Annotated in this window: 20 protein-coding genes; 10 read left to right on the top strand and 10 right to left on the bottom strand. The window is 71.6% G+C overall.

Annotated features, from left to right (window positions below; all coding sequences use genetic code 11):
- The 3 genes from C1J01_RS54160 to C1J01_RS29880 form a co-directional block, all read left to right on the top strand.
- A partial coding sequence (locus C1J01_RS54160; RefSeq protein WP_500048207.1) for an ATP-binding protein occupies positions 1–132 on the top strand: 132 nt, incomplete at its 5' end.
- Complete coding sequence (locus tag C1J01_RS29885; protein ID WP_111182313.1) at positions 129–788, top strand: response regulator; 660 nt, start codon at positions 129–131, stop codon at positions 786–788. The genes C1J01_RS54160 and C1J01_RS29885, both read left to right, overlap by 4 nt.
- 162 nt (positions 789–950) lie before the next feature.
- Positions 951–1,754 carry a YwqG family protein gene (locus C1J01_RS29880; RefSeq protein ID WP_181449033.1) on the top strand — a complete coding sequence of 268 codons (804 nt, stop codon included), beginning with the start codon at positions 951–953 and terminating at the stop codon, positions 1,752–1,754.
- A 328-nt stretch (positions 1,755–2,082) separates the two neighbouring features.
- Here the strand turns inward: C1J01_RS29880 and C1J01_RS29875 are convergent, their stop codons facing one another.
- From C1J01_RS29875 to C1J01_RS29840, 8 genes are all read right to left on the bottom strand, one after another.
- The gene (locus C1J01_RS29875) at positions 2,083–3,909 is read right to left on the bottom strand and encodes a SpoIIE family protein phosphatase (RefSeq protein ID WP_111182311.1); all 1,827 of its coding nucleotides are present in this window, start codon (positions 3,907–3,909) and stop codon (positions 2,083–2,085) included.
- Positions 3,910–4,001: 92 nt separating this feature from the next.
- Complete coding sequence (locus C1J01_RS29870) at positions 4,002–5,009, bottom strand: Lrp/AsnC family transcriptional regulator (RefSeq protein WP_181449032.1); 1,008 nt, start codon at positions 5,007–5,009, stop codon at positions 4,002–4,004.
- A gap of 19 nt (positions 5,010–5,028) precedes the next feature.
- Entirely contained in the window at positions 5,029–5,883 is an 855-nt protein-coding gene (locus tag C1J01_RS29865; protein WP_111182309.1) for an alpha/beta fold hydrolase, read from the bottom strand.
- Positions 5,884–5,894: 11 nt separating this feature from the next.
- A complete protein-coding gene (locus C1J01_RS29860) occupies positions 5,895–7,064 on the bottom strand; it encodes a M24 family metallopeptidase (protein WP_220040165.1) in 1,170 nt (389 codons plus the stop codon).
- A complete protein-coding gene (locus C1J01_RS29855) occupies positions 7,061–7,915 on the bottom strand; it encodes an ABC transporter permease (protein WP_111182308.1) in 855 nt (284 codons plus the stop codon). The genes C1J01_RS29860 and C1J01_RS29855 overlap by 4 nt, the downstream gene beginning before the upstream one ends.
- Positions 7,912–8,865, bottom strand: a complete 954-nt coding sequence (locus C1J01_RS29850; protein ID WP_111182307.1) for an ABC transporter permease — start codon at positions 8,863–8,865, stop codon at positions 7,912–7,914. Before C1J01_RS29850 ends, C1J01_RS29855 begins: the two co-directional genes overlap by 4 nt.
- A 4-nt stretch (positions 8,866–8,869) precedes the next feature.
- Positions 8,870–10,444, bottom strand: coding sequence for an ABC transporter substrate-binding protein (locus tag C1J01_RS29845; RefSeq protein WP_111182306.1), 1,575 nt, complete (start codon positions 10,442–10,444; stop codon positions 8,870–8,872).
- Positions 10,444–11,652: a dipeptidase gene (locus C1J01_RS29840; RefSeq protein WP_111182305.1), complete on the bottom strand. Its 1,209-nt coding sequence runs from the start codon at positions 11,650–11,652 to the stop codon at positions 10,444–10,446. Before C1J01_RS29840 ends, C1J01_RS29845 begins: the two co-directional genes overlap by 1 nt.
- 129 nt (positions 11,653–11,781) lie before the next feature.
- Between C1J01_RS29840 and C1J01_RS29835 the strand changes: the two genes are divergently transcribed.
- The 4 genes from C1J01_RS29835 (at position 11,782) to C1J01_RS29820 (ending at position 15,311) form a co-directional block, all read left to right on the top strand.
- A complete protein-coding gene (locus tag C1J01_RS29835) occupies positions 11,782–12,783 on the top strand; it encodes an ABC transporter ATP-binding protein (RefSeq protein ID WP_111182304.1) in 1,002 nt (333 codons plus the stop codon).
- The gene (locus tag C1J01_RS29830; protein ID WP_111182303.1) at positions 12,767–13,762 is read left to right on the top strand and encodes an ABC transporter ATP-binding protein; all 996 of its coding nucleotides are present in this window, start codon (positions 12,767–12,769) and stop codon (positions 13,760–13,762) included. Before C1J01_RS29835 ends, C1J01_RS29830 begins: the two co-directional genes overlap by 17 nt.
- Before the next feature lie 250 nt (positions 13,763–14,012).
- Complete coding sequence (locus C1J01_RS29825; RefSeq protein ID WP_111182302.1) at positions 14,013–14,663, top strand: biliverdin-producing heme oxygenase; 651 nt, start codon at positions 14,013–14,015, stop codon at positions 14,661–14,663.
- Positions 14,664–14,711: 48 nt separating this feature from the next.
- The gene (locus C1J01_RS29820; RefSeq protein ID WP_111182301.1) at positions 14,712–15,311 is read left to right on the top strand and encodes a TetR/AcrR family transcriptional regulator; all 600 of its coding nucleotides are present in this window, start codon (positions 14,712–14,714) and stop codon (positions 15,309–15,311) included.
- Here C1J01_RS29820 and C1J01_RS29815 read toward each other — a convergent pair.
- Entirely contained in the window at positions 15,301–15,951 is a 651-nt protein-coding gene (locus C1J01_RS29815; RefSeq protein WP_111182300.1) for a DNA-binding response regulator, read from the bottom strand. The genes C1J01_RS29820 and C1J01_RS29815 overlap by 11 nt on opposite strands.
- Positions 15,952–16,020: 69 nt before the next feature.
- Here C1J01_RS29815 and C1J01_RS29810 point away from each other — a divergent pair, with 69 nt between their 5' ends.
- Both C1J01_RS29810 and C1J01_RS29805 read left to right on the top strand, forming a co-directional pair.
- Entirely contained in the window at positions 16,021–16,875 is an 855-nt protein-coding gene (locus C1J01_RS29810; RefSeq protein ID WP_111182314.1) for an oxidoreductase, read from the top strand.
- 47 nt (positions 16,876–16,922) lie between these two features.
- A complete protein-coding gene (locus tag C1J01_RS29805) occupies positions 16,923–18,341 on the top strand; it encodes an MFS transporter (protein WP_111182299.1) in 1,419 nt (472 codons plus the stop codon).
- Here C1J01_RS29805 and C1J01_RS29800 read toward each other — a convergent pair.
- Positions 18,338–19,567 carry a cytochrome P450 gene (locus C1J01_RS29800; protein ID WP_111182298.1) on the bottom strand — a complete coding sequence of 410 codons (1,230 nt, stop codon included), beginning with the start codon at positions 19,565–19,567 and terminating at the stop codon, positions 18,338–18,340. The two genes, C1J01_RS29805 and C1J01_RS29800, sit on opposite strands and share 4 nt — an antisense overlap.
- 167 nt (positions 19,568–19,734) lie before the next feature.
- On the opposite strand from C1J01_RS29800, the gene C1J01_RS29795 reads away from it, so the two are divergent.
- The gene (locus tag C1J01_RS29795; RefSeq protein WP_111182297.1) at positions 19,735–21,114 is read left to right on the top strand and encodes an FG-GAP and VCBS repeat-containing protein; all 1,380 of its coding nucleotides are present in this window, start codon (positions 19,735–19,737) and stop codon (positions 21,112–21,114) included.
- Positions 21,115–21,571 lie beyond the last annotated feature (457 nt).

The following is a 21,571-nucleotide window of genomic DNA, read 5'->3' as shown; positions in this document are numbered from 1 at the left end:
GGTGGGCAAGGGCTGGTCGGAATGCGGGAGCGGGCGGCGCTGCTCGGCGGCACACTGGAGGCGGGGCCGCTGCCCGGCGGAGGGTTCGAAGTACGCGCCAGGCTGCCCGCCGGGCAGGGGGAGGTCACGTGATCCGGGTGCTGATCGCCGACGACCAGGGCATGGTGCGGACCGGGTTCACCGTGTTCCTGAGCACGCAGCCCGACATCGAGGTCGTGGGCGAGGCGGGTGACGGGCGCGAGGCGGTGGAGCGGGCCGCGGAGCTGCGTCCCGACGTGGTGCTCATGGACGTGCGGATGCCGGTGATGAACGGGCTGGAGGCCACGCGGGAGCTCCTGTCGTGTGAGGCCCCGGCGCCGAAGGTGCTCATCCTGACGACGTTCGACCTCGACGACTACGTCTACGAGGCGCTGCGGGCGGGGGCCAGCGGCTTCCTGCTCAAGGACGCGTCGGCCGCGCAGCTCGCCGAGGCCGTCCGCGTGGTCGCGGCCGGCGACGCGCTCCTCGCCCCCGCGGTGACCAAACGGCTGATCACGGAGTTCGCCCGGATGGGCGCGACCCGGCCGGTCTCGGGCAGGCGACCGGCCGAGCTGACCGACCGGGAGAGCGAGGTGCTCGCCCTGGTCGCCCAGGCGCTGTCCAACCAGGAGATCGCCGACAAGCTGTTCGTCGCCGAGCAGACGGTCAAGACGCACGTCGGCCGCATCCTGACGAAACTCGGCCTCCGCGACCGCGCCCAGGCCATCGTGTACGCCTACGAAACCGGCCTCGTCCGCCCCGGCACCTGAAGGGGAACATCGCGCGGCTCACCGAGCGGGCGCGGCAGACGCCGGCCGAGCTGGAGAACTCCGGCCAGTAGCGGCCGCATGAAGGAGAGGGCTCGCCAGGCAGCTCGCCTCCGTTTCCGTTCCAGATCAGGTCGGGACAGGATGGGCGGCATGCAGGACTGGATGCTTGATTTCGCAGAGTACGTCCGGGAGTTGTTACCCGAGGAGCTCGCCGAGCCGTTCCTCGCCCTGACCCGTCCGGCCATCCGGCTGTCCATCGCCGGGAAGGGCGAGACCACGGTGGGCCGACTGGGCGGCCTGCCCCGGCTGCCCGAGGGGATGCCGTGGCCCCGCGCCGGCGACGGTGGACCTGCGATGCAGTTCCTCGCCGAGCTGGACTGCGCGGCGCTGGCCGCCTACGAGTCGGACATCGACCTGCCCGCCGAGGGCACGCTGTTGTTCTTCGCCACCTGGGAGAGCACGGCCGCGCAGGTGATCATGCTGCCTCCTGACGCCATACGTGTGCCCGAGTACGAGGTGCCCGTATTGCCCCCGGAGGCGCGGGTGTTCCCCGAGGTCCCGCTCGCTGCCGAGACCGTGGCCACCTGGCCGACGCGTGGCCATGACGACCTGGTCGAGCTGGGCGATGAGTTCTGGGACCGTGTCGTGGGGGACGAACCTTGGGAGGTGTTCGCCGACATGCTCGCCGACTTCGCCGACGCGGAGGGTGGCCGTGCGCACCAGGTCGGCGGCTACTCCGACGCCCTGCAGTCGCCCATCGAGGCCGTGGCCGCGTTCGCGGCCGGGCTGAGGCCGCACGATCCCGGCTTCGCGGCGGAGGCCTCCCAGTGGGTCAGCCTACTCCAGCTCGACGAGGACAACGGGATGATCTTCGGAGACGGGGGCATCCTGATCTTCGGCATCCGCCGGGACCGGCTCGCTGCCCGCGACTTCAGCCAGGTCTTCCCCTATGTCCAAGGACACTGACATCTACCAGCCGGAAGTTTGAGTTTCACCCACCGACTGCGGAAGGTGGCCCTCGAGCCGTCCGGGCGCGGCTGGGTGGGCATCGGCGAGCCCGGCGAGGGAGGCGGCGGTCCCACCCGAGGCTCGGGCGGCCTATCGGGTGTCGCAGTGGGCCGAGGCCGTCACGGCGTGATTCGGCGGGGTCTCCGTCGAGCCGATCGGGCCGGCCGACGTCGATGTCGCGCGTGCCATGGGTGGCCGCCGTTGAATGGTGCGGGCCGATCCCCACGATGCGCCCGTTCTTGGAGGGGGAGCACCGCAGGCACGGCGGGCAGCCGTGCGAGACGGTTCACGTGTCGGGCAGGCGTACGGCGATGACGGCGATGTCGTCCTTGCGGGCCATGGGCAGGCGGCAGAGCAGTTCGTCGCAGAAGGCGTCCAAAGAGGCGCGGGCCAGGTCGGCGGCGGCGCGGCGCAGTCGTTCGAGCCCCGCGTCGAGGTGCTCTCCGGGCACTTCCACCAGGCCGTCGGTGTAGAGCAGCAGCGTGCTGCCGGGCGGCAACATCGCGACACTGCTCGCGCGCGGCATGTCGTAACCCACGCCCAGGACGGGATTGACGGCCTCCTCGAGGTAGTGAGCCGCACCGTCATGGGTGACGAGCAGGGGCGGCGGGTGACCGGCCACGGAGTAGTGGAGCTGCCACGCCCGGTCGTCCTGTTCCTCCAGGCGGGCGAGGACGCAGGTGCCCGTGTCTTCGGGGTAGAGGATCTCGGTGGCGACGTTCAGACGCCGCAGGATGTCCCCGGGAGGCTCCCTTCGGTCGATCGCCAGACCCCTGAGCGCGTTGCGTACCTGGCTCATGGTGACGGCGGCGGTCAGATCGTGCCCGGCCACGTCACCGATGGCCAGGACCATGGAACCGTCCGGAAGCACGAAGGAGTCGTACCAGTCGCCGCCGATCTCCGCGGCGGTGGCGCTCGCGCAGTAACGGGCGGTGATCTCCAGGCCCGGCACCCGCGGTGGATCCGGCAGCAGGTACTTCTGCAGGGCCAGCGCGACGCGTTGGGTGCGCTGGAAGCGCATCGCGTTGCTCAGATGAGGGCGCGCGTGGTCGAGCATCCGTCCGAGGAGCTCGATGTCCGCCGCGCTGAGGGGTTCGCGGTCCCCGACGACCACGGCGTGCACCACCGCCGCCACCGCGCCGTCCACGACCAGGGGCACCAGGGCGAAACTGTTGACCTCCGGCTCGCCGTTGACGGCAGGCGGCACGGATCCGGGCGGCGGGCTCCCCTTGGGGAAGGTCCGGTGGACCGGCCGCCGGATCTTGACGGCGGTGACGAAGTCGGAGTCGGCGTCGAACACCTCCTGGCGTGCCGGCGCTTTCGCGCCCTCCGGCACGATGCCGGCCATGAGCACGGCGACGAGAGGGAGGGAGACGGGCTGGTCATCGATCTCCGGCAGCACGTAGATGCCACACCCGTCGGCCAGATTGGGCACGATCACGTCGGCCAGCGCGCGCAGCACCTCCTCCAGGTCCGCGAGGTTCACGGTCGCCGCGGCGACCTGGTCGAGCCACAGTCTGTGCCGGCGCTCCTGCCACTCCTGCTCGATGTCGGCGATGGTGCCGACCCACTCGACTATCTCGCCGCCGTCGACGATGGGTATGCCGCGTACGCGCACATGCCGGTAGTCGCCGTTCGGCCTCCGCAGGCGGTAGACCTGGTCCAGCTCGCTCTGCCGTTCCACCGCCGCGACCCAGATCTTCTTGGCGGACGCACGGTCGTCGGGGTGCACGGCGCTCAGCCAGCCGTGGCCGCGGTGCTCCTCCCATGACTGCCCGGTCAGCCGCTGCCAGCCGACGCTCGGCTCGCTCACCGCGCCCGTGGAGTCGGTCACCCATACCGCCTCCGACTGCAGCCGGACCAGGTTCCGATAGCGCTGCAGGAATCTCTGCTGATCCTCAGCGCTCACCTCGCAGACCAGGCCGGGGTCGTACGCCGCCCACCTCGCGCGGCGACGCGACGGTGAGCGCGCGCTCTTTTCCGCCGGCGCGGCCTGGTCTTCTGCTCCATATGGTCTGTCCTGCTCTTTCTCGGTACGGCCGGACGCCGGCACGACGACGGTCCGGGGCACCAGGACCTGCCGGCATGACGAGCCGTTCACCTGCGGAGACATCACACCGGAGCCTAGTGTGCGTTTTCCGTGACCACTCCCCTCAGATGCCGTTCAACGTGGTGTCATCGACCCGTGGCTGACGGGAAGGGCGGTCACGCACCCCCTTCGGACCGGCTCAGGGCCGCCGCGATGCGGGACTCCGCCCACGGCACCATGAGGAAGCCGCGCTTGACCGTCAGGATCTGCACGCCCGCGGTCCACGACTGGATGCCCGGCACCGCGGCGAGCGTGCGGGAGGTGAAGTGGTGCAGGTCGGCCGTGGTGGGCATGATGACCTCGCACATCAGCGACGCCTGCCCCAGCGTGGAGGCGATCATCCGCACGCCGCGTTCGCCGGACAGGCGTTCGGCCACGCTGTCCTGCATGCTCGGCTCGACCGACAGCCAGAAGAGGATCTCGGCCTCGTAGCCGAGCGCGGCGGCCGGGATGAACGTGGTCACCGTGGCGCAGCCGCGCTCCAGCATGGCCTCCAGCCGCCGCCGCGCCGTGCTCTCGCTGATCCCGAGCCGGCTGCCGACCGACTGGAAGCTGGCCCGGCCGTCGTCGCGCAGCGCGGTGAGCACCTCGCGGTCGACGTCGTCGAGGTGGCCGCGTTCGCATGTGTGGGCGGGCCGCCGCAGCGCGAACGGCGCCGCCCGCTCCCCCAGCACCGGCACGCTCCAGTCGTAACTGACCTTGTAGGTGTGCAGCACCAGGTCGGCGTTGCTCTGCTGGGCCCCGGGGATGGCCTGGACGAAGTCGACCAGGATCGAGTACAGGTCGCGGTGCTTGGGCGCGACGAGCTCGAACACGATGTCGTAGGCGCCCGTGACGACCGTGACGTAGCGGATGTCGGGGTTGGCGGCCAGCATCCCGGCGACCCTCAGCTGGCTGCCCGGCGCGCAGGTCAGGCGCACGATGAACACGTGCACCGGCCCTTCGTGCTCCAGGTGCGGCAGCACCGCCACCCGGGCCAGCCCCGCGCCGAACAGGTGCTGGGCCCGCCGCGCCACCGTGGTGGTGGAGGTGCCGAGCAGCTGGGCGATGTCGGTCCAGCTGGCCCTGCCGTTCACGTGGAGCGCGGCGAGGATCTTGCGGTCCAGGTCGTCGAGATCGTCCATCGGGGGCATCATCGCGCGTTCAGTGCCGTTCCCGCACCTTGCCGGGCAGCGCGCGGGCGAGGAAGTCGCGGACGGTGGCCTCCCACAGCTCGGCCTCCTCGACCTGCGGCGAGTGCCCGGAACGTTCGAAGACGCGCAGCTCGGCGTTCGGGACGAGCTCGGCGATGGTCCGGCTGCACTCGACGGGGGTGATCCAGTCATGCCGGCCGACGGTGACCAGCGTGGGCGCGGTGATGGACGGCAGGAGGTGCTTGATGTCGTAGTTCGGCTGGTTGACGGCGAAGGCGTGATTGTGCGTCCGGTAGTGGTACGGGGTGGCGGCCACGCGCTCCTCGACCTTGGCGGGGTCGTAGTCGTGGTCGTAGAGGGGGAGGATCTCCCGCCAGCAGTCGCGCAGGTCGTCGTCGTCGCGCACGGTGCCCGACATGATGCGGTCGAGCTTGTCCTGGTCGATCGTCACCCGCGAGGAGGCGGCGGCGTTGCGGACGGCGAGCTCCTGGTTGCCGTTGTCGGCGGAGGTGTCGCGGAGCACGACCGCGCCGACGCGGGAGGGGTGGCGGGCGGCGTACTCCATGGCGATGAAGCCGCCGTACGAGCCGCCGGCGATGACCACCTGCTCGGCGCCCAGCCAGGCGCGCAGGGCCTCGACGTCGGCCACCCACTGCTCGTGCGTGAACGGGCCGTCCTGGCCGCTGGCGCCGGACCCTCTGGCGTCGAAGACGACCACGCGGTAGGCGTCGGCGAGCCGGCCGAAGCTGGCCTTGGGCTCGGCGAGGGAGCCGAGGCCGGGGGCGCCGTGGTGGGCGATGATCGTCTCCTCGCCGTCGCCGAGGATCTCGACGTTGAGCGAGGTGCCGTTGATGTCGATGAACACAGGTCTTCCTTTCAGATGACCACGTCGGTGAGCTCGCGCGGGTACGCCGTGAGCCGGCGCGGGCCCGATTCGGTGACCAGGACGGTGTCGGAGATGCGGTATCCGGCGTGGCCGGGCACGTACACGCCGGGCTCGCTGGACAGGATCATGCCGGGGGCCAGCACGGTGGCGTCGCCGTCGGACAACCACGGCGGCTCGTGGAAGCCGAGTCCGATGCCATGGCCCTGCCGGTGCCGGATGTGCTCGCCGAGCCCGGCCTCCTCGATCACCGCCAGGCAGCGCCGATTGGCCTCCTCGCAGGTGATCCCGGGCACGAGCGCCTCGGTGCCGGCCTGCTGCGCCTCGCGGACGGCCGCGTAGTAGCGGGCCTGGCGCGCGGTGGGCTCGCCGATGACGAACGTGCGCTCGCTCTCCACGAACCGGCCGCCGACCGCGCAGCCGAGCGAGAGCATGAACGTCTCCCCCGCCCGCAGCCGGTCGCCGCCGGGCAGCCGGTGCGGCTGGGCGGAGTTGGGGCCGCCGTAGACGAGGCCGCCGGTCAGCATGGGCACCACGACGACGTCCTGGTGGCGGGCGTACATGAGGCGGGAGCCGTGGGCGATGACGTGGGAGGCCAGCTCGGTCTCGGTGGGCAGCTCATCGCCGGACTCGACGGCCGACCTGACCAGCTCGACGCCGGCCGCGAGCATCTCGTCGGCGATGCGGGCGGCCTCCTCGTGCAGCGCGACCTCCTCGGGGAGCTTGCGCAGCCGCACCCGGCCGACCGCGCCGGAGGCGCTCCAGCGGGTGGCGGGGAACGCCTCGGCCAGGGCGGCGGCGCGGGCGACGCTGGTGGACGGCGCGTACGCGGCGGCGTCCGGCGCGCGTACGTGCCCGGCGAGCACCGCGAACGGCGACCGCACGCCCGGGAACTCGGGGTAGGCCAGGATCTCGGCGCGGGCCCGCTGGTCGGCGGCGTACTCGCGTTCCAGGTCGGGCACGAGCAGCACCGGGTCGCCGGTCAGCGGCAGCCAGCAGGCGACCGGCCGTTCGTTCGGGAAGTGGTGGAAGCCGGTGAGGTAGGCGACGTCGAGCGGGTCGTCGAGCACGAGAGCCACCACGCCGTCGGCGGTCATCTCCGCGCGGACCCGCTCGATCGCGGCGTCGTAGAAGGCGGCGGGCAGTCTCTGGGTGAAGGTCACGAGGAGTTCCTGTGGTCGCGGGCGTCGTTGTAGGCCACCGAGAGCAGCGTCGTGGAGACGACCAGCAGCAGGATGGCCAGCGACGGGAACAAGGTGGTCCACCACGCGGTGGCCAGCGCGCCCGACTGCTGCGCCTTGTGCAGGATCGTCCCCCACGACCAGCTGTTCGGGTCGCCGAGGCCGAGGAAGGACAGGCCGGCCTCGGCGAGCACGGCGCGGGAGGTGGTGAGCACGACCGACACGCCGACGACGGGGACGACGCCGGGCAGCAGGTGCTTGCGGACGATCCACAACGACGAGCCGCCGACGACCTTGGCCGCCGACACGAACGGCATGGGCACGATCGCCATGGCCTGCGAGCGCACCACGCGGGCCACCTCGGGCCAGCTGAACAGCGCGATGACCACGGCCAGCGTGCGCACGCTGGGGCCTGCCAGGGCCGCCACCAGGATCATCAGCGGCAGCACGGGCAGCGACAGCGACAGGTCCACCAGCACGCCGAGGGGCGTGTCCAGGCGCCGGAAGTACGCGGCGCTGACCCCGATGAGAAGGCCGATGACGATGGCCAGCACGGACGCGCTGACGCCGACCGCCATGCTCACCCGGGTGCCCCAGACGACCTGGGCGAAGACGTCCTGGCCGATGTCGTCGGTGCCGAACCAGTGGGCCGCCGAGGGCGGCTGGGAGGTGTCGGCGCCGTACCCCTCGGGGAAGGGCGCGATGATCGGCGCGCAGACGGCGACGAGCGCGAGCAGGAGCAGCACGATCGCGCTGCCCACGCCGAGCGGGTTGCGGCGGAAGGCGGACCAGGTCCGCAGGCGCGGGGTCAGTTCGACGGCGGCGGCGGTCATGAGGTGCGCACCCTGGGGTCGAGGATTCCGTAGGCGACGTCGGTGATCAGGTTGGCGGCCACCACGGCCGCCGCGAGCAGCACGAACGCGCCCTGCAGGACGGGGAAGTCGAGCTGGCCGACCGCCTCGTAGATGGCGCGGCCGACGCCCGGGTAGGCGTAGATGGTCTCGGTCAGGACGGCGCCGCCGACCAGGGTGCCGAGCTGGAGGCCGGCGATCGTGGTGGTCGGCAGCAGCGCGTTGCGCAGGGCGTGCTTCCACACGACCGTGCCGGGGCGCACGCCCTTGGCCTTGGCCAGCGACACGTAGTCCTCGCCGAGGGCCTCGATGAGCGTGGTCCGCATCGTCAGCACGTAGCCGCCGAGCTGGATGAGCACCAGCGACAGGCAGGGCAGCACCAGGTGGTGCAGCATGCTGAGGGTGGCGGCGAACCCGGTGGCGTCGAGGTCGACCGCGCCGCCGATGGGGAACCAGCGCAGCCACACCCCGAGCAGGTACATGAGGAAGATGCCGACGCTCGGCACGAACAGCGACTGGGCGGTCACCCCGGTGATCTGGATGACCCGGTCCACCCAGCCCCTGGCCCTGGTGGCGGCGAGCACGCCGAGCGGGATGCCCAGCACGATCGTCACCACCATGGCCGCGCCGGTCAGGATCAGCGTCCACGGCAGCCGTTCCATGAGCACGGTCGTCACGGGGATCGACTGCCGGAACGACATGCCGAGGTTGCCGTGCAGCAGCTGCCCGAGGTAGTCGAGGTACTGCGCCCCTAGCGGCTTGTCCAGGCCGAAGTCGGCCAGCAGCTTCTGGCGCAGCGCCTCGGTCATGTTCGGGTCGGCCACGGCCGTCACCGGGTCGCCCGGCAGCAGGCGGACCAGGAAGAACGTCACCGTGACCGCGAACCACAGGGTGAGCAGGCCGCGGGCCAGCCGGAGGCCGATGAAGCGCATGGGATCAGCCCGCCGGCTTCGCCGCTGCCAGGGAGAGCGGGTTCACGATGGACAGCAGCTCGCTCGGCATCGGCTTGAACCCGGTCCACTTCACGCTGTGCGCGATGTTGAACGTCTCGACGTACAGGACGTTGTCGTAGACCTGGTCGCGGATGCGCCGGGCGGCCTCCTGGATCGGCGGCTTGGCCTCCTCCACGCTCAGCGCCTTCTGCGCCTTGTCGATCAGCGCGTCCAGCTCGGGGTCGCTGACCTGGCCGTAGTTGATGTAACCGCCGGTCTTGAACGCCAGGCCCAGGTTCGCGGGCGGGTTGTCCATGATGGCCCACGACCCGGCGTAGATGTCGAAGTCGTGGTTGAGGCTCTTGTCCACGTACGTGTTCCGCTCCAGCCCCTGGAGCTTGATCGTGATCCCGGCCTGCTTCGCCGAGTCGCGGACCATGGGGGCCCAGCGGGCGATGTTCGGGTCGGCCTGGTCGTAGATCATGCTCAGGCTCAGATTGCTCACCCCGGCCTGCGCCAGCAGCTGCTTGGAAAGCGCGGGGTCGAAGGCGTACTCCTTCGCGGACGGGTCGGTCCACTCGGGCAGCGACGGCGTGAGCACGCTGGAGTTGCTGGACTTGGCGTAACCCTTGAGCGCGATGTTCCTGATCGCCTCGTAGTCCACGGCGTGCGCGAGGGCCTGGCGGACCCGCACGTCGTCCAGCGGCTTGCGCTTGACGTTGTACTGCAGGTGCGCCCAGCCGAGCGACGGGATCTGCTCCAGCTTGACGCTGGGGTCGTTCTTCAGCTCGGCCGCGGTGGCGGGCGGCAGGACGTTGCCGATCACGTCGATCTCGCCGTTGCGGAGCGCGAGGACCTCGGTGTTGACGTCGGGGAAGACGCGGAAGACGACCTCCTTGACCGCCGGGGCGCCGGGGCCGAAGCCGTCGACGCGCTCCATGACGTAGCGCTGACCGCGCTCGACCTTGGTCAGCTTGAACGGCCCCGCGCTCACCCAGTTCGAGTCGTTGGCGAACTTCTGCACGCTCGGCGCCTTCTCGAACACGTGCTTGGGCACGACCGGCAGCCAGAAGCCGACGTTGTCCAGGAACGTGCCGTCGGGGCGGGTGAGGTCGAAGCGCACCTGCGTGGGCGAGACCGCCACGGCCTCGTCCAGGGCGGTGATGAGGCCGGCGACCACGCCGAAGTTCTCCTTCTTCACCGTCATCACCGAGAAGACGACGTCGTCGGCGGTGACGGGCTTGCCGTCCGACCACTTCATGTCGTCGCGCAGCGTCACCGTGGCGCTCTTGCCGTCCTCGGCGTACGACCACTCCGTGGCCAGGTACGGCACCCGTTTGCCGGACATGTCCATCTGCGTCAGGTGCGGGTACATGAGGTTGGTCACCCACGAGTCCGTGCGGCTGTTGCCGACCAGCGGGTTGTAGTTGAGCACGTCGGCGGTGGTGCCGATGGTGAGCCGGTCGGAGGACGCCGGCTGCTGTGCGCCTGCGGAGCCGGACGATCCGGGCACGCTGGGAGCGCAGGCGGCGCTCAGGGTAAGGGCCGCCAGCGCGGCCAGCAGGACTCCACGTCGCATCAGATCCAGACCTCTTCCAGCACGCGCATGACGTTGCCGCCGACGACCTTGGCGATCTCGTCGTCGGAGTAGCCGTGGCCGACCAGCCAGGCGATGATGTTCCAGAAGCACTCGGCCGGGTTCTCCAGACCGTCCACGTACGGCACCTTCTCGTAGGAGACGCCGCCGTGGGCCTCGTTGAGCGACAGGTGCTCGGCGAAGGTGTCGTGCAGCCCCACGTGGTCGCCGAAGAGCGTGTCGGGGCCGAAGGCCACGTGGTCGATGCCGACCAGGTCCACGCAGTAGGTGAAGTGGTCCATCACCGACTCCAGGCTGTGGCGGGGGTGGTCCGGCGACAGGGTGGTGTGCGGGGCCGCCTCCAGGCCGATCACGCCGCCGCGCTCGGCGGCCGCCTTGATGACCGAGTCGGGCTTCATCCGGTTCGTCGGCCAGACGCCGCGGGCGCCGGCGTGCGTGATGAGGATCGGCTTGGTCGAGTGGCGGATCGTGTCGAGCGAGGTCTGGTCGCCGGAGTGGGAGACGTCGATGGCGATGCCGAGCTTGTTCATGCGGCGCACGGCGCGCTCACCGAAGAGCGTCAGGCCGCCGTCGCCGCGCTCCTTCAGGCCGCTGCCGAGGGTGTTGGCCTCGCTGTAGGCGATGCCCATCTGGCGTACGCCGAAGCCGTACAGCATGTCGATGCGGTCGACCTCGTTCTCGATCATGGTGGCCGCCTCGAGGGCGAGCACCAGGCCGAGGCGGCCCTCGGCGTGCGCCCGGTGAACGTCGGCCAGGCGCTCGACCTTGACGACGAAGTCCTGGTGGGCGAGGTCCGACAGGCGCATGCCGATGTCGGCGACCACGTCGTTCCACTTCCAGCCGGCCTGGCTGGTGATGCAGCAGGTGCCGTCCATGAGGTTGTCGAAGACGACGGTCATGCCGGAGCGGGCCAGGCCCTCGTAGCCGGTGTGGTGGCGGGCCGTGCGGTTGTACTCGACGGTCTGCCGGATGTCGTCGGGGAAGATCGACGGGTGGTCGTGCAGGGAGACGACCAGGCTGTCGGTGAGCAGGCGGCGCACCCGCTCGGTCTGCTCGGTGGTGAGCTCGGGCCCCTGGTACGCCGGGACGCGTCCGAGCTCGGGCGCCAGGTCGAAGCGGCGGTAGTCGACCCCCTCCTCCAGGTACTCATACGAACGGTAGCCCTTGTAGGTCTTCGCGGCTTCCAGCACTTGTCATCCCCTCTTGTCCGATTGCCGGAAGCATGCCAGGATCGGGCATTAAAGGCAATACTCAAGTTGTTTTCCGGCAAGACTGGCGTATCGAACGCACGGTTTCGTCACAATGGAGGAGGGGGCGCGGTGAGCGAACCACCGGTCCTGGAGATCCGTGACCTGCGCGTCACGTTCACCGCCCAGGGGCGCGAGATCCCCGCCGTACGCGGGGTGGACCTGACGATCGAACGCGGCCAGACGCTCGCGCTGCTCGGCGAGTCCGGCTCCGGCAAGTCGGTCACCGCGAAGGCGATCATGGGTCTGCTCGACCGGCCGGGCACGCAGGTGCGCTGCGCGGCGGCCCGGCTCGGCGGGCGTGACCTGCTCGCCATGTCGGAGGAGGAACGGCGCGAACTGCGCGGCAGCGCGATGACGCTCGTCTTCCAGGACGCGCTGTCGGCCCTGAACCCGGTGCTCAGCATCGGCGACCAGATCGGCGAGCTGTTCCGGGTGCACCTGGGCGTCTCCCGCAAGGAGGCGCGGGCGCGCTCGATCGAGATGCTGACGCTGGTGGGCATCCCGGCCGCGGCCAAGCGCGTCGACGACTACCCGCACCAGTTCTCGGGCGGCATGCGTCAGCGCATCCTGGTCGCCATGGCGGTCGCGCTGGAGCCGGACCTCATCATCGCCGACGAGCCGACGACCGCGCTGGACGTGACCGTGCAGGCGCAGATCCTGGAGCTCATCGACCGGCTGCGGCGCGAGCTGGGCACCGCGGTCCTGCTCATCACCCACGACCTGGGGGTGGCGGCCGAGGTCAGCGACCGGGTGGCGGTGATGTACGCCGGGCGCATCGTGGAGAGCGGCGAGGCCGGCGAGTTGTACGACCTGCCCGCCCATCCGTACACGGCCGCCCTGCTCGCGGCGATCCCCGACCTGGACGCGCCCGCCTCGGAGCTGCGCGCCATCCCGGGCGCGCCGCCCAGCCCGGCGCAGGTGCCGCCGGGCTGCTCGTTCGCGCCGCGCTGCGACCGGGCGAGCGAGCTCTGCCGCACCACCCGCCCGCCGCTGGTCCCCCTGACGGCCGGCTCCGGCCGGTACGCCGCCTGTCACCACTCGGAGGAGATGCTCGATGCCGCCCTCGCCTGATTCCGTCCCGGGGCGGGAGCCCGTGCTGCGCGCGTCGGGGCTGCACAAGACCTACCGCGGCGGGATGCTCTCCCGGGGCGGCGCCGTGCGCGCGGTCGCGGGCGTCGATCTGGAGCTGCACGCCGGTGAGACGCTCGGCATCGTGGGCGAGTCTGGGTGCGGCAAGTCCACGCTCGCCCGCATGCTCGTCGGCCTCGAACGCCCCGACCAGGGCGAGGTGACCTTCCGGGGCCGGCCGTTCTTCGCCAGGGGCGGGGTGCCGCGCGACATCCGGCGCCGCGTCCAGATGGTCTTCCAGGACCCGCTCACCTCGCTGAACCCGCGCATGACCGTGCACGACATCGTGGCCGAGCCGCTGCGGGTGCACCGGCTGGCCCGGGACGCGCGGGCCATGCGCGAGCGGGTCGGCGAGCTGCTGACGCTGGTGGGCCTGTCGCCCGACCGGATGAACCGGTTCCCGCACGAGTTCTCCGGCGGGCAGCGCCAGCGCATCGGCATCGCCAGGGCCCTGGCCACCGAGCCCGACGTGATCGTGTGCGACGAGCCGGTGTCGGCGCTGGACATGTCGGTGCAGGCGCAGGTGGTCAACCTGTTCGCCGAGCTGCAGCGGACGCTCGGGGTGGCGCTGGTGTTCATCGCGCACGACCTGGCCGTGGTGCGGCACGTCTCGCACCGCGTCGGGGTGATGTACCTGGGCCGGCTGGCGGAGCTGGGACCGGCGGGGCAGGTGTACGGGGCGCCGGCGCATCCGTACACGATGGCGCTGCTGTCGGCGGCGCCCGTGCCGAAGCCGCGGTTGCGGGGGCGCTCGCGGATCATGCTGGCGGGCGATCCGCCGAGCCCGGTGGCGCCTCCCCCGGGCTGCCGCTTCCACACGCGCTGCTGGAAGGCGGCGCCGCGCTGCGCCGAGGAGGAGCCCGTCCTGGAGGCGGTCGGCGGCCACTACGCCGCCTGCCACTTCGCCGAACGGGCATCGTAAGAGGTCGTGCGTTCGTCTCGATGGTGGGTGGCCGGGGGCTTCTCCAACGGCCGGGCGGCCGGCCGAGCTGGGACATCGCCCGGCTCGCCGAAGCGCGGCGGTGATCCGCGCCACGGGGCTACCACTCGTCCCGCTGGGGTAGACAGGAGGGGGACGGCATTTTGCTGACATGGTGTCGTCATCGTCTTGACGCCGCTCGCCGGCGTTTGTGACACTTCGTCATAAACGTCTGCTCGACCTGAGGTGCGCCGTGACCACACCGTTCTCCGAGACCCTGCGGAACTCCACCTGGGCCGACCACGAGGACGCCGAGTCCGAGAGCTACCTCTCGGCGCTGATGAGCGGCCGCCTGAGCGAGCACGAATACGGCCAGATGGTCGCCCAGCACTACTTCGCCTACGCCGCGCTCGACGGCGTCTCCCGCCGGCTGGCCGGCCACCCGGTGGCGGGCCGGTTCGTCTTCCCCGAGCTGTTCCGCGAGCCGGCGCTGGAGCGGGACCTGACGACGATCTACGGCCCCGGCTGGCGCGAGCGCATCGCGCCGTCGAAGTCCACCCGCACGCTCGTGGCGCGCATCCAGCAGGTCGCCGACTGGCCGGCCGGCTACGTCGCCCACCACTACACCCGCTACCTGGGCGACCTGTCCGGCGGCCAGTTCATCAGGATGGAGCTGCAGAAGATCTACGGCTACCCCAAGGGCGGGGGCGTCGACTTCTACTTCTTCGACGAGCTGGGCAGCCTGCCCCGGTTCAAGAACGACTACCGCTCCCGGCTCGACACGCTCGGTCTGGAGCTCGACGAGCGCGAGCGCCACCGCATGATCCGCGAGGTGAAGCTGGCCTACCAGCTCAACACCGAGGTGCTGACCGAGCTGATGCACACCGTCAAGGCCGCCGCCTGACCCCTCACAGGGGTTACCGGCGGCGGCGACCGGCCTACGATGGGCCTTATGCCCCGCATCTCGGCCGCCACCATCGGTGAACACCGCGCCCAGACGCGTGACCGCATCCTGCAGGCGGTGTCACGGCTGTCGCGGGTGCAGGGCATCGACGCCATCTCGATGACCGACGTGGCCGGCGAGGCCGGCATCACCCGCACGGTCCTGTACAACTACTTCCCCGACAAGGCGGCCCTGCTGCTGGCGTTCACCGAGCGGGTGACGCAGTACTTCATCGAAGGCTACGAGCGGGAGCTGCCGGAGGGGGCCTCGCCCGCCGACCGGTTGCGGGCGTTCGTCCGGCTCCAGCTGGCCGGGCTGGTCGCCCATCCCCATCCGGGGGCGGCCGATCTGAGCGCGGCGCTCGGTCCCGACGCCTACCAGCGCCTCGCCGAGCACGTCGCGCCCATGCAGCGCATCCTGGTGGACATCCTGGAGAGCGGCATGGACTCCGGCGACTTCCGGGCGCTCGACGTTCCGGCCACGGCGCGCATGATCCTCGCGGTGATCGGGGCCGAGCGGGTGCCGCTGATCAGCGGTGAGGTGACGGTCGAGCGGGCCGGGGAGCTGGTGTCGGAGTTCGTGCTCCGCGCCCTCGCCTTCAGCTCGTGAGGCCGAGCTCGCCGGCGCGTTTCCCGGCCTGGAAGCGGGTCTCCGCCTCCAGCGCCGCCATCAGGGCGGCCACGCGCCGCCGGTAGGTGCGCAGGGAGACGCCGAGGGTGCGGGCCGCCGCCTCGTCGGTGCGGCCGAGGCTCAGCGTGCGCAGCACGGCGCGTTCGGCGTCGTCGAGGTGGGGCCGGTCCGTGCCGAGGTACGCCTCCAGCTCGACGGCCGCCTCCCACACCCCGTCGAAGAGCGACCAGACGCCGCCGACGAGCGCCGGCTCGTCGGTCACGGTGTACTCCCTGACCCCCGCCGCAGGATCGCCCGCCATGATCGCGTACGACCGGTCGATGACGATCGTCTCGTACGGGAGAGGGCGCGAGGCGATGCGCACCTGGACCCCGCGCGCCGCGAGCAGCCGCAGGTGGCGCCGCGACTCCTCGCCGGCGAGCGCGGCGGGGCTGAGCAGCTTGCGCACGCCGACGCCGCCCGGCGACCAGGCCATCCGCCGTCTGACCGCCTCACGGGCCTGCGGCTGCGCCCACGTGGACAGGTCGCGCGCGGCGCACACGAACTCGCGCGTGACGCCCTCGAACAGGTGGCCCGCGCGCGCGACGAGCTCGATGTCTCCGCGTACGGTGATGACCATTCGCGGAGTATATGGCAGGAAGCTGCCATCGCCTTGGGCCGAGCCCGCCTGACCGGCGAGGCTGGCCGCATGACCAACGACGTGTTCTCGATCGGCGGAGATCTGCCCGTGCGCCGGCTCGGCTTCGGAGCCATGCGCCTGGCCCGCAACTCGCTCACCGGCCCCGCCCGCGACCCCGAGACCGGGATCGCCGTGCTGCGCAGGGCCGCCGACCTCGGCGCCGACCACATCGACACCGCCTGGTTCTACCGGCGCGACGGCGTGGCGGCCAACGACCTGATCCGCGAGGCGCTGCATCCGTACCCCGACGGCCTGGTGATCGCCACCAAGGTCGGGCCCCTGCTGGACGAACGGGGCATCCCGAGCCTGCAGGCGAAGCCGGACCAGCTGCGCGCCCTCGTGGAGGACAACCTGATCAGCCTCGGGCTGGACCGCCTCGACCTGGTCTACCTGCGGGTCGGGGCGATGAGCGGGCCGGGCGGCGAGTCGATCGGCGAGCGCTTCGCCGCCCTGGCCGAGCTCCGCGACGAGGGGCTGATCCGCCATCTCGGCGTGAGCAACGTCGACGCCGCCCAGCTCGCCGAGGCCCGCGCGATCGCCCCGGTGGCGGCCGTGCAGAACGCCTTCCACGTGCAGGATCGCGGGTCGGCCTCGGTGCTGGCGGAGTGTGCCGCGGCCGGGATCGCGTTCGTGCCGTTCTTCCCACTGGGCGGCGGCCGCGACCCGATCGACCACGCCCGCCTGGAGCGGGTCGCGGCGCGGCGCCGGGCGACGACGGCGCAGGTGGCGCTCGCCTGGCTGCTCGCCGCCTCACCCGCGACCCTGGCCATCCCCGGAACGGGTTCGGTCGAGCACCTGGAGGAGAACATGGGGGCCGCCGGCCTGCGTCTCACCGGCGAGGACCTGTCCGACCTCGACTCCTGACGTGCCCCGCCGCGGGCGGTTCGCGGGGCGGTGACAGGATTGCCCCCATGACGAACCCCCCGGAAGAGGTCCGCGCCGACGGGCATGTCGTGCTGAAGTCGGCGCGCGGCCGGTGGATTCTCGCGGCGACCGTGCTCGGCTCCGGACTGGCGCTGCTCGACAGCACCGTGGTGAACGTGGCGCTGCCGTTCCTGGGGCGGGAGCTGGAGGCCGACATGGCCGGCCTGCAGTGGACGGTCAACGCCTACACCCTGACCCTCGCCGGGCTGATCCTGCTGGGCGGCTCGCTCGGCGACCGCTACGGCCGGCGCAACGTGTTCCTCGTCGGCGTCGTGTGGTTCGCCGTCGCCTCGGCCTTGTGCGGGCTGTCGCCGAACATCGAGTTCCTCATCGCCGCCCGCGCCCTGCAGGGCGTCGGCGGGGCGCTGCTCACGCCGGGCTCGCTCGCCCTCATCCAGGCGTCGTTCGTCCGGCACGACCGGCCGAGGGCCGTGGGCGTGTGGTCGGGGCTCGGCGGCGTGGCCAGCGCGGTCGGGCCGCTGCTGGGCGGCTGGCTGGTGGAGACGGCCGGGTGGCGGTGGGCGTTCCTGATCAACCTGCCGTTCGCGGTGGTCATCGTGGTGCTCACGCTGCGGCACGTGCCGGAGAGCAGGGACGAGCAGGCGGCGGGACGCTTCGACGTGCTGGGCGCGGTCCTGGCGGCGCTGGCCCTGGCGGGCCTCACCTACGGGCTCATCCAGCAGGGCGCGCCCGTGCCGCTGCTGGTGGGGGCGGCGCTGGCGGCGGCGTTCGTGGTCACGCAGGTGCGCAGGTCGCCCGAGGCGCTGGTGCCGGTGGAGATCTTCCGTGACCGCGTGTTCACGGCGGTGAACGTGGTGACGCTGATCATGTACGCGGCCATGGGCGTGGTGTTCTTCCTGCTGGTCGTGCAGCTGCAGGTCGTCTCCGGCTTCTCCCCCATCGCGGCCGGGATGGCGATGCTGCCCACGACGATCCTGATGCTGCTGCTGTCGGCCCGGGCCGGCGAGCTGGCCCGCCGCGTCGGCCCGCGCCTGCTCATGACGATCGGCATCCTCGTGGCGGGCGTCGGGTTCCTGCTGATGAGCACCATCGGCGACGGCTCGTCGTACGCGCTGCACGTCATCCCCGCGGTGTCCGTCTTCGGGCTGGGGCTGTCGGCGGCGGTCGCACCGCTGACGGCGACCGTGCTGGCCACCGCCGACGAGCGGCACGCGGGCACGGCCAGCGGCGTCAACAACGCCGTCGCCCGCACCGGCAGCCTCCTGGCCGTGGCCGCCGTGCCGCCGCTGGTCGGGCTGGTGGGCGACGCCTTCCAGAACCCGGCGGTGTTCGGCGCCGGATACAGGACGGCGATGCTGGTCAGTGCCGGGATGATGGCGGTCGCGGCGCTGATCACGTTCGTCACGATCCGGACGAACGTGCTGGCCGGCGGGGACGACGACTAGAACGTGAAGGGCTGGCTGCGCACGCTGTTGTCGAAGTTCGACAGCAGCAGCTCGGGCTCGCCGACGGAGCGGACGCCGGGCAGCCGGGTCAGCAGCTCGCGGAACATCGTGCGCATCTCCTGCCTGGCCAGGTTGGCGCCCAGGCAGAAGTGGGGCCCCGGCCCGCCGAAGCCGACGTGCGGCTTGGTGTCGCGGGTGATGTCGAAGGCGTCGGCGTCGGGGAAGACCGACTCGTCGCGGTTGGCCGAGCCGTAGAAGAGCACGACCTTGTCGCCCTTCTTCAGCTCCAGGCCGCGCAGCGAGTGATCCTGCGTGACCGTGCGCCGGAACTGCATGATCGGCGAGACGTAGCGGACCATCTCCTCGATGGCGTTGTTGATGTGGGCGTCGAAGTCGCTCATCAGCAGCTCGCGCTGCGCCGGGTTGTCGGTGAGCAGCTTGATGCCGTGGGCCATCGTGTTGCGCGCCGTCTCGTTGCCCGCCACCAGCAGCAGCGAGAAGAACGAGCCGAGCTCCTTGTCGGTGAGCTTCTCGCCGTCGGGGTTGGCGGTGACGAGCAGCGAGACCAGGTCGCCCTTGGGGTCGGCGGCGCGCTCGTGGCCGAGCTTGATCACCATGCGTTGCAGGGCGAGCAGGGCCAGCATGTTCTGGCCGGCCATCTGGACGCTGCGGGCCAGGCTCGGCCGGACGCCGGTGTAGGCGGTGGAGATGTCGACGTGGCGGTGGACCTGCTCGCGCAGCTCCTGCGGGATGGCGAGCATGTCGCAAATGACGTGGATGGGCAGCCGGGCGGCGACCTGGCCGACGAAGTCGCGCGGCCCCTCCTCGATCACGTCGTCGACGATGCGGGCGCAGGCGGCCTCGATGTCGCTCTGGAGGCCCGCCAGCATCTTCGGGCTGAACGAGCGGGTGACGATGCGGCGCAGGCGGGCGTGACGCGGGTCGTCCATGTTGACCATCGACTCGCCGAACACCTGCTTGACCCAGCCCGGCGGCTCGGGGTTGGTGACCGCCGGCTCGCTGGAGAACACCTTGGCGTTGCGGCTGGCCTCGACCACGTCGGCATGGCGGACGAGGGCGTAGAAACCCTTGCCGGAGCGGAGGAACGGCACCTTCTTCTCCGGGAAGAACACCGGATGCTCCAGCTCACGCAACCGGGCGAACGCCTCATTCCGCTCCTTGAGCGGCTTACGCCAGAAGTCGAGATCCGCGAGGTCGATGTCCACCCGTCTATCCTGGCACGTTCCCGCACCCGGGAAGGCCGGTGTGCGCGGGCCTCCCGCCTCGGGGGCCCGTGATCGTCCCGGCGCGGAGCGTGATGTGCATCCGGACCTCCTGGCGTGTTCTCGTGCCGTTCAGTCACGGTTCGACCTGACTGGTCATTACTGCGAGTATGAAAGTGCTGCTCACCGCCTGTCTGCTGCTTCCCCTCGTCTCCGGTACGACGCCCGCGGCGGCCTCCTCGTGCGCTGGGCGGCCGCTCGACTTCGACGGCGACGGACGGGCCGACCTCGCCATCGCCGCCCCGTACGACCGCTCCCGGGCCGGCTCGGTGACCGTGCTGTACGGCTCCGGCGAGAAGACCGTGCTCACCCAGGAGGGCGCGGAGCCCGGCGACTCGTTCGGCTCGGCGCTGGCCGTGGGCGACTTCGACGGCGACCGGTGCGCGGACCTGGCCGTGGGGGTGTCGGAGGAGTTCACCGGGCGGCGGACGCCGGGCGCCGACGGGAACGGGGTCGTGCAGATCTACGACGGCTCGCCGGACGGGCTCGTCGCCGGGCGGGAGCTGCGGCTGCCGAAGCCGTCCAGCGACCGGTTCGGCGCGTCGCTGGCGGCGGGCGACTTCGACCGGGACGGCCGGGACGAGCTGGCCGTGGGCGCGCCCGGCCGGGGCGCCGGCGGGTCGGTGACCGTGTACTGGATGAAGGGCCGCAAGCCGTACGAGATCACGCAGAGGACGTCGTGGGTGCGGCAGGCGGCGAGGGTCACCGACCAGTGGGGGGCGGCGCTGGCCACCGGGGACTTCGACGGCGACGGCCGCGCCGAGCTCGCGGTCGGCGCGCCGTCCGACACCGTGGCGAAGGACGGGCAGGGCTCGGTCACCGTGATCGACGTGCGGCGCGAGCGGGCGCGGCAGTTCACGCAGAGCTCGCCGGGGATCGCGGGGGCCGCCGAGAAGTGGGACGGGTTCGGCTCCGCCCTGGCCACCGGGGACTTCAACGGCGACCGCCGGGCCGACCTGGCCGTCGGCGTGCCGGGCGAGGGCATCACCGCGAACCAGCGGGCGATGGACTACGGCGACGGGATGGTGCACGTGCTGTACGGCTCCCGGAGCGGGATCGGCGGCGGGGGCGCGGAGGCGTGGTCGCAGAACACCCTGGACGGGCGGCCCCGCTACTTCGACCGGCTCGGGGCGTCGCTGGCGGCCGGCGACCTCAACGGCGACGGCCTCGACGAGCTCGCCGTCGGCGTCCCCGGCGAGAACAGCGTCCAGGTGCTCACCGGCCGCCCCGCCGGCGGCCTGACGCGCCAGGGAAACCTGCTGGTCAAGGGCCGCGGCCGCGACTTCGGCGCCTCGGTGGCGGTCGTGCCGGATTTGGGCGCCCGCCACCGCCCCCTCTCCGAGCGACGTCCCCTGTACGCCCTCGTGGCCGCCTCACCCGAGCAGGGCGTCGTCATGTACACCCCGGGCCGCCGCAAGTCCGGCCTCACCCTCGGCAGGTTCCGCCCCCTGACCACCGGCACCGGCCTCTTCGGCTACACCATCAGCTGACCCCACCGCCCCGTACTCGCCGACGGTCAACAGCCGAGGTCCTCGAGGAGAAGAGGAACGGGGGCTGCGGACGCACCCCCCGCCTGCCAGCCGACGGTGGTCAGAGGCTGAGGCCCTTCAGGGGGTACGGGCGCACCCACCACCTCCCGACTGACGGCAGCCGGGGGCTGAGGTCCTTTAGAGGAAGCGGGAGGTGCGGGTGCACACACTGCTTGCCGGGTTCAAGCAGGTGTCCGGCCTGGCCGGGGAACGGGCGGGCCGCTGACGCAGATGAACGGCAGGCCGCCCGCTGTCCTGAAGCCGGCACGGCAGGCCACCCGCTGCCCTCAGCCCGGCACAGCGGACCGCCGACCACCGCCCTCAACCCGGAACGGCAGGCCGCCGACCACCACCTTCAGCCCGGGACGGTGGGGTGTCGGGTAGCGCTCAGCGTGGCTGGTGGGGGGCGGTCAGGGCG

The organism is Nonomuraea aridisoli, from assembly GCF_003236395.1.
Classification (GTDB): domain Bacteria; phylum Actinomycetota; class Actinomycetes; order Streptosporangiales; family Streptosporangiaceae; genus Nonomuraea; species Nonomuraea aridisoli.
The sequence above is the reverse complement of the archived record's forward strand: the minus strand, read 5'-3'. Positions and strand labels throughout refer to the sequence as shown.